We start from the raw sequence: 8,453 nt of genomic DNA on the forward strand, positions 1-8,453 counted from the left end.
CGTGTTCCCACAGCACCTCTGTCGCACCATCAGCGTGCGCCAGCGACCATGCCCCTCCCGGACGCGCCAGCCGGGCAGCCTGGTGGTGCCGAACCGCGCCTCGTCATCCCATCGTCCGGACCGCGCATCACTCCAGGCGACCAGGGATCGTTCTCATCCAGATATTCTTGCGTGAATTCTCGCCCGCGGCCGATTACAGATCCTCATCCAGCCATACCCGCCCGAAGACGAAGCCGCGCGGCGCCCGGATCGTCGCTCGCACGTGTCCATCGCCGACCTTCAAATCGCCCTGTCCTCCCAGGATCTCGCAAGCGGACGCCTGGAGCAGCGGCACCGGCATGGTCGCTTCCGCTGCCGGGCTGAGCTCGCGGAACAGCAGGAGATAGCCCGATCGCCGGTCGGGAGCGATGGCGGCGAAGCCCGTCCAGCTCACACCGTCCGGTGCCGCGCCGATGGGCAGAATCGAGCCGGCGAAGACGGCGTCGCGATAGGCCTTCCAGGTGGCGATCAGGGGTGCCGCTTCGGCGAAATAGCTCTCCGGCAGCCCGGACACTTCGAACCAGGCCAGGGGCGATGCGAACATCACCGTGGCGAAGACGCAATCCGGGCGATAGGAGGCCGGCGCCAACGGATCGTCGGTGTACTTGTCCACATGACGGGCGTTGTTCAGCCACTCCATGCGCAGGCGCAGCGGATCCAGGTAGTGGGCCAGCTGCCATAGGCTGCGCAGGGTCGCGTGCGGCCAGTAGCGCCGGGTGTCCGTGTAGCGGTTCTCGATGAACAGCGGTCCGGCATCCAGCCGGCCGAAATAGCCGGGTCGCGTTTCCGCCGTGACGTCGCAGTCGAGCAGGATGCGGCCGTCCGACCGGCGCAGCACATGGTCGAAGAAGGCGTGCAGGTTGCGTTCGCCGCGCTTGCTGCGCAGCTTGACGCTGTCGACCTTGAAATGGTCGATGCCATGGTCCGCATGAAGCTGCAGAAGACGCTCGGCGTCTTTGTGCCAATGGGCGAAGTCGTCGGCGGAATCGGGAGCGAACCACAGGCCGAGACGCACGCCCAGCGCCTTGGCCTGTTGCACCAGCGGCGCCAGCCCGTGGGGAAAGCGCTCGGGATGCACGGCCCAGAAGTCCTGGTCGGCCCCGTGGAAGCCTTCCCAGACGCCGCCGGTGACGTCTGCGCGGACAGAATTGCTGGTGGTGCCCTTCTGCCAGCCGTCATCGATCTGGACGACCTCGACACCCAGCCGGTGGGCGGCGGTGATTTCCGCGCTCAGGAACGCCGCATTGATGCGGCCGTCGCGGTTGCGGTCGCCCCAGGTGTTGGAGAGCAGCAAACCGTCGCGGCCGATGCGATAGGGGCGCACGGCGCGCTGGTGTGCCTGCAACGCGGCCGTCCGGCCCGCGCGGCCGTCGCTGGAGAGGATGACTGTCCACCCGTAGCCCGGCTGATCGTCGTCGACCGTGTTGCCGTGCCCCTTGAGCATCACACGCCGCTCGTTCGCGCGCACGACGAGATCAACGGGCGTAGGGACGGGCCGGGCATAGGGGAGCGGCGCCTGCTTGAGCAGGAGCAGCCCGCCGCCCGTCAGCACATCCTCCACGGCGAAGAGGCAGCCTGCCAGGCGCAACTCCTGCTCCGACGGATGCAGCAGCCACTCGGCCTCCTGCACGAGCTCGTTGCGAGCATCGGTCCCATCGTGGAAGTCGACCCGGGTCAGCCTCAGATGGAACGGGGTCAGAGCGAGCGCTTCCAGCACGTCGGCGCCATCGCCCTGGCCGGGCGTGTCAAGGCCGGTCGCGGCGAGGCGCGTGGTCACCGCGGCGACGCCGGGACTAATCTCGAAGCCATAGGTCAGACTGGATCCGGCACCGACGGCGCTCAGCACAGCCGCCAGGGTGCCGTCCGCATCGTGCGTGGTCAGCGTCACCACGCGATCCTCTGCAACGGGCTGTCCCACGGGGACGGGAGCGGGGCTCCGTCGCCTGTCCTGAAGCCATTCTGTGCGCGTGGGCTTGTGATAGAGCGACGTCGCGACGAGGCCGCCGCCCGCATCGACACGCCATCGGCGTTCGATCAGATCGTTGCCGGCAACGAACTCGCGTCCCCGTCGTTCGAGCCGAGCGTAGCACGGGCCGGCCGCTCCCATATGCATCGCACACTCCTCGCCCACTCCTGCGATGCAGGCGGCTGGCCCATGGCGGTCGCGCCGCGTGGCAGCGCCCGGTATATGGCGCAGTCCATGGCGCTCCGGCGACGGCCGGCGGTCAATCTTTTACGGTTCGCACATCGGGCATGGAGCCCGCTACCGACTCGCCTCGCCGGCGCCCCAGCGCAACCAGGGAGCGGCCAAGTCCGACCAGGCCGCCCGGCAGGAAAGCCAGTACGACGACCAGCACACTGCCCAGCACGATCTTGTCGACGTAGCCACCGAACGAGAAGAACTTCTCCTGGATCTGGACCAGGGCGACCCCGATCAGGGGACCGAGCAGCAGGCGGCGGCCGACCAGCACCACCGACGTCAGCATCAGGATGAGGAAATAGGTCTCCAGCAGGTCGGCGCTGACGAAGGAACGCTGGTAGGCATAGAGCCAGCCAGCCGCGGCGGTGACCGGTGCGGAGAGCAGGAAGATCTGGAGCCGCGTGCGCTTGGGATCGATCCCCGACATCGTTGCCAGGCGGGGGTTGAGGTGAACCATGACCGCCGCCTGGCCGAGGCGGGAGCGGCGGAAGGCGTGCATGAGATAGAGCGTCACCAGCAGCAGTCCGTAGGCGACCGGCCAGAGCTGCGCATCGGTTTCGGCGCGCAGGCCAAGCGGCGCGAGGGTGAACGGCGGAATGCCGCGCAGGCCGTCGGAGCCGCCGAGGAATTCCCAGTTGGCGGCGACGGTCATGGCGACCACGGCGACGGCGTAGGTCACCAGCGAGAAGACGAATTCCTTCAGCCGCAGCGTCACCACGCCGAGGATCGCTGCGGCGACGACGGCAAGAATGATGGCGCCGAGGAGGGTCGCCACGGGGCCGAGGCCAAGCCGGGTCGCCAGCATGGCCGCCGCGTAAGCGCCGATGGCGAAGAATACCGTGTGCGCCAGGCTGACCTCGCCCAGGTCCGACACGATCATGTCGAGGCCGTAGGCCATGACCGCGAAGATGGCGATCAGCACGGCCGCGCTGTAGACGGCGCCGGTGCCCCCGAGCAGCGCCGGAGCGAACAGGCCGGCGGCGGCGATCGCGACGATCAGCGCGAGGCGCAGCGCAGGCGCCATCAGCGGCTCCCGGGAGCGGCGGCGAAACCGCCGGGCCGCAACACGAGCATGGCGATCATCACCAGAAAGGCCGCCGCCGTCGTGTAGGCCGGCGACACGAGGGCGCCGAAGAAGGCGGTGAACAGACCCAACGCGAGCCCGGCGAAATAGGAGCCGAGGACGCTGCCGATGCCGCCGAGGACGACCACGACGAAGGTGACGATGACCTCGTCGAAGCCCATGGAGGTCAGGATCGGCGTGCGCGGCGCCACCAGCGCCGCCGCCAGCGCCACCGCCGCGCCCTCGAAGGCGAAGACGCCGAGGTAGACCTTCTTGACGTTGATGCCGGCGAGCAGCGCCAGCGGCGGGTCTTCCGCTACCATGCGAGCGGTGCGTCCGACCGCGGTGTGGTCGATGACATATTTGAGCACAATGAAGAACACGATCGCGGCGACGACGAGCGCCACGTCCTGCCAGGTGAGCCAGAGATCACCCCAGTAGATGTCGAGGCGCGAGAGCGGCGTCTCGAGGATCTGGCCGGTGGAACCGAAGACGAGGGCGGCGGCGCCGTTCAGCACGTAGCCGAAGCCCAGCGTCACGATCATGATCGAGACGAGGTCCTGCTTCAATGTGAGCTGCAGCATCACCCGTTGCATGACGTAACCGACGGCGACGCCGGCGAGCATGGCCGCCGGCACGGCGACCAGATACGGCAGGCCGAGGCGCGAGACCGTGTACCAGGTCACGAAGGCGCCCAGCATATACATCTGGCCGTGGCCGAAATTGACCAGTCGGGCGACGCCGAGCAGCACGGTCCAGCCGATGGCGATCAGCGCGTAGGCATGGCCGAGAACGATCCCGTTGATCAGCTGCTGCGCCAGGTTCATGTCGCGTGCGCTCCCAGGTAAGCTTCGGCGATGCGGGGATCGTCGCGCATGGCGCCGGCCGGCCCTTGGGCGACGATGCTGCCGCGCTCGATGAGGACCAGCCGATCGACGACCTCGATGGCGGCGCGCACGTTCTGCTCGACCAGCAGCACCGCGAGGCCATCGGCGGCCAGTTGCTTCACCGTCGCAAGGACGGTGGCGACAAGGCGCGGCGCCAGCCCGATCGACGGCTCGTCGAGCAGCAGCGCGCGCGGCCCGAGCCGCAACGCCCGGGCGATTCCGAGCATCTGACGTTCGCCGCCGGACAACTGCGCCCCGAGGTGGCCGCGCCGCTCCTTCAAGCCCGGGAAGAGATCGTAGATGTCGTCCAGCGCGTAGGCGCGGCGCCTGTCGCCCAACAGCTGGCCGCCGACGGCCAGCAGGTTGTCCTCGACGCTCATGGTGGCGAAGACGAGCTTGCCCTCGGGGATCAGCAGCAGCCCCTTGCGGACACGCTCGAAGCTCGGCAGATGCGACAGCGCCTCGCCGGCCAGCGTGACTTCGCCCGAGATGCGCGGCCGGCCGCGCGACCAGCCGAGCAGCGAATTGACCAGCGTCGACTTGCCTGCTCCGTTGGCGCCGACGACACCCACCAGTTCGCCGGCGGCGACCGCCAGATGCGGGATCGCAAGCGCCCGGTTGCCGCCGTACACCGCCGCGAGGTCGCGCGTCTCCAGCATCGGGATCATGCGCTCCGCCCCAGATAGGCCTCGAGCACGCGGGCGTCGGCCTGGATGTCGCGCGGCGTGCCCGTGGCGATCTGCCGGCCGCGGTCGAGCACCACGATGCGGTCGGCAACGCTCATGATCAGGTCCATGTGGTGCTCGATCACGACCAGGGCGATGCCCTCCGCCTTCAGCTCGCGCAGCAGCGCGATGAGCCGGGCCATGTCGGCGCCGCCCAGGCCCGCCGCGGGCTCGTCGAGCAGCAGCACCTTGGCGCCGCTGCCATAGGCCAGGGCGATCGACAGCATGCGCTGCGAGCCATAGGGGATATCGGTCGGCCGCAGCGCGTGCGCCTCCTCGGGAATGCCGAAACGCAGCAGCAGGCCGCGCGCCGCCGCCTCGGCCCGGTGCCGGCGGCTGGCTTCGCGCCAGGGTGCGAAAATGGCGGCGGCGAGCCCGGTCCCGTAGCTGTCCTGGAGCACCGTGCGCATATTCGCCGCGACGGTGAGGTCGTTGAAGAAGGCGTTCTGCTGGAACGCGCGCTTCAGCCCGCGCGCGGCCAGCTTGTCGGCGCTGACCTCGGTCACGTCCTCGCCGGCGAGCCGCACCCGGCCCCGCCTCCGGACGAGGTGGGTGATGGCGTCGTAACAAGAGCTTTTGCCGGCCCCGTTGGGACCGATGATGCCCAGGATCTCGCCCGGCCCGACCTGCCAGTCGAGGCCGTCGAGCGCAACGAGGGCGCCGTAGCTGACGCCGAGGCCCTCCACTTCGAGGGCCGGGGAGCTCGCGGATGTGGCCATCGGACCGGACAGCCGCGTCAGTTCACCCCGGGTCGCACGACGATCTTCTGGTCCTCGACCGTGAACAGGTAGTGCTTGCTGTCGAGCTGGCCGTTGGGCTGGAACGTCGCGGTGCCGAAGATGGTATCCTTGAAGCTGCCACCGCGGATGCGCTTGGCCACGGCCTCCTTGTCCAGCGACTTCACCTCGTTGGCCGCGATGGCCCAGACCTCGAGCGCAGCGGCGCCGAGCGCCATATATTTGTCCGGCGTATACTTGTACATCTCTTGCGTCTTGGCGACGAATTCCTTGTTTTGCGGCAAGGATGCGAACGGCTCGACGTCCGGGAAGTAGATGTCGGCACCGATCAACCCGTTGGCCGCGTCCCCCGCGACCTGAATGACGCTCGGCGCAATGGTGCCGACCGCGGTGACGAGCTGGCCGGGTACGCGGCTCTGCTTGGCCTGCCGGATAAGGGCGGGCATGCCGAGCCCCTCGTTGGCGTTGATGGCCACGGTGAGGTCGGGATTGGCCGCGCGGACATTGGTCAGGGCGACGCGGAAATCGGCCTGCGTGAAGGGAAACTTCTCCTCCGCCACCTTCTCGTAGCTGTAGTTGAGCTTTTTCAGCTCGGCTTCGATCGACGCCAGCGCGCCGTTGCCGTACGCGTCGTTCTCGACGAGGAAGGCGACGCGCTTGGCCTTGGCCGTGTTGGCGATGTAGTCGGCGATCACGGCGCCGTCCTGGGAATTCGAGCTGTTGAGGCGGATGGCCAGCGGGTTGCCCTCGCCGGACAGGATGGGATCGGCTTTCGAGATGGCGGTGATGTCGAGCACCCCGGCACGGTTGATCACCGGCTGCATGGCCAGCGTCACCGGGCTGTTCCACCCTTCGATGATCACCGACGCCCCGGCCGAGATCAGCTCGTTGGCACGCGAAACCCCGATGGCGGGCGTGGATTCGTCGTCGCGGGCGACGATCTCGATGGGGCGCCCCAGCACCCCGCCCTTGGCATTGATCAGCGCGCCCATGGCCTGGACGGCCTGCACGATATGCTGCCCCTGCGGACCGGCGCCGCCGCTCAGCGGAAAGATGAGGCCGACCTTGATTGGACCCGACGCGCTGCTCTGTGCTGACGCCGGACCAGCCATCGCCAGCGCGACACAGGCGCCCACCATAAAACCTCGGCGTCCGAGGCGACCGGGCCGTACCATTGGGCTTCCCCCTAACCGCGATGACGGGCTTTGCACGTCTTGCGGGCAAGATGCTGGCAGCCATCGTGGGAAGTCAATGGCCAGGCCGCATCGGGCCGGCGGCACGGCTCATCGCCAACGAGCCGCTGCCGGCGGGTGCGATCAGGTCACGGCTCCACCGGTCGTCGCCGATGCCGTGGCAGCACCGGCGCCGTGGCGGGGCCGCCAAGCGTCGCCGCAGCGTTCACCCTGAGCGACCGCCGGCCTGGCGTGACGGCTGCGCCCTTTGCCGCTATCAACGGCGTGCGGGGGAATGCATGGGAGAACGCATAACGGCAGGATGGTCGCGGCCCCTGCGGGTGCACCTGGCCATCGTCATGGTCGGTCTGCTGATCGGCGTGTCCGGCCTGATCGCCGGCCTGCATTTCGCCGCGGGCCGGAAGGCGGCGATCGGGCTCGCAGCCCAGCACATGCGGGTCCTGTCGGAGCGGCTGGTGGAGAACTACCGCCTGCTCTCGGCCGAGTCGGTGATGTTCGTCGATGTGGCGGCGATCGCCGACGAGTTTCAGCTGCCGCCCCCTGATCGGTTGCGCTCCAAAATCGCCTACCTGCGCCTCGCGGTCGAGCGCTCCGCCCCGGTGGACGGCGCCTATGTGGGCTACCCCAACGGCGAATTTGTGCATCTGGTGCACCTCACCCGCTCGCCGGAATGGCGGGCCGCGCTCAAGTCGCCACCGAATGCCGCCTATGCCGTCCGCGTCATCAGCACGGGCGAGGATGGTCAGCGCCGCTCGCAATGGACCTTCTACGACGCCGCCATGGACGCGCTCGGAACCCTGCCGGACACGGGCACGGTGTACGATCCGCGGCTGCGGCCCTGGTACCGGTTGGCCGCCAACCGGCGCGACACGATGTCGGTGCCGCCCTACACCTTTGCCACCACCGGCGAGCTCGGGATGACCGTCGCCAGAGCGCACAGCGCCAACGCGACCATCGTCTTCGGTGTCGATGTCGTGCTGTCGACTCTCTCCAGGTTCCTCGACGCGAGCCAGGTCGCCAAGGGGGCGCTGACGCTTGTGGTGGCGCCGGACGGCAAGGTGATGCTCCGCGCGGGCTCGCCGACGGTCGACGTCGCTCCGCTGCTGGCGCGGGCGGTCGAACCGGGCGGCACCATCCCGTCGCGGCTGACGCTCGATGGGCAGCCCTATCTGGTGTGGGCGAGCCGCGTCGATTTCCAGAGCCTGCTCAAGGGCTCCCAGATCCTGGTGGCGGCCCCCCTGGCCGAGCTGACGCGGACGAGCGAGCAGGCGCTGTGGCGGGACCTCGCTATCGCTCTCGCCATCCTGGGGCTCGGCGTGCTCATCGCCCTCGCCCTTGCCCGCCGGATCGCCGGGGCGCTGCGCCGGCTGACCGGCGAAGCGGACAGCCTGAAGGACCTGCTGCTCGTCCCGCCGACGCACGTCCGCTCCAGAATCACGGAAATCTCGGCGCTCGGTCGAGCCATGACGGCCGCGCGCAACGCCATCAACGGCTTCGGGCTCTACGTGCCGGTGGAGATCGTCAGGCGCATCCTCGACGACGGCCGCTTCGCCGGCCGCTCGGCGGCGCGCCAGGAGGTGACGGCGCTGTTCACCGACATCGCCGACTT

At 68.8% G+C, this 8,453-nt stretch carries 7 protein-coding genes; 1 reads left to right on the plus strand and 6 read right to left on the minus strand.

Going from position 1 to position 8,453, the window contains the following annotated elements; translation table 11 throughout:
- Positions 1 to 193: 193 nt before the first annotated feature.
- From IEW34_RS22725 to IEW34_RS22750, 6 genes are all read right to left on the minus strand, one after another.
- Positions 194 to 1,927, minus strand: coding sequence for an alpha-galactosidase (locus IEW34_RS22725; RefSeq protein WP_188611492.1), 1,734 nt, complete (start codon positions 1,925 to 1,927; stop codon positions 194 to 196).
- 337 nt (positions 1,928 to 2,264) lie between these two features.
- Positions 2,265 to 3,263: a branched-chain amino acid ABC transporter permease gene (locus IEW34_RS22730; protein WP_210324562.1), complete on the minus strand. Its 999-nt coding sequence runs from the start codon at positions 3,261 to 3,263 to the stop codon at positions 2,265 to 2,267.
- A complete protein-coding gene (locus tag IEW34_RS22735) occupies positions 3,263 to 4,129 on the minus strand; it encodes a branched-chain amino acid ABC transporter permease (protein ID WP_188611493.1) in 867 nt (288 codons plus the stop codon). Before IEW34_RS22735 ends, IEW34_RS22730 begins: the two co-directional genes overlap by 1 nt.
- Positions 4,126 to 4,857 carry an ABC transporter ATP-binding protein gene (locus IEW34_RS22740; protein ID WP_188611494.1) on the minus strand — a complete coding sequence of 244 codons (732 nt, stop codon included), beginning with the start codon at positions 4,855 to 4,857 and terminating at the stop codon, positions 4,126 to 4,128. Before IEW34_RS22740 ends, IEW34_RS22735 begins: the two co-directional genes overlap by 4 nt.
- Positions 4,854 to 5,633 (minus strand): ABC transporter ATP-binding protein, encoded by a 780-nt coding sequence (locus tag IEW34_RS22745; protein WP_188611495.1) that lies wholly within the window; start codon positions 5,631 to 5,633, stop codon positions 4,854 to 4,856. The genes IEW34_RS22740 and IEW34_RS22745 overlap by 4 nt, the downstream gene beginning before the upstream one ends.
- Before the next feature lie 17 nt (positions 5,634 to 5,650).
- Complete coding sequence (locus IEW34_RS22750) at positions 5,651 to 6,790, minus strand: ABC transporter substrate-binding protein (RefSeq protein WP_188611496.1); 1,140 nt, start codon at positions 6,788 to 6,790, stop codon at positions 5,651 to 5,653.
- Positions 6,791 to 7,122: 332 nt separating this feature from the next.
- On the opposite strand from IEW34_RS22750, the gene IEW34_RS22755 reads away from it, so the two are divergent.
- Positions 7,123 to 8,453, plus strand: a 1,331-nt coding sequence (locus tag IEW34_RS22755; RefSeq protein WP_188611497.1) for a PDC sensor domain-containing protein, incomplete at its 3' end; no start/stop codon positions are given.

It is taken from the genome of Chelatococcus reniformis (assembly GCF_014640075.1).
Lineage (GTDB): Bacteria > Pseudomonadota > Alphaproteobacteria > Rhizobiales > Beijerinckiaceae > Camelimonas > Camelimonas reniformis.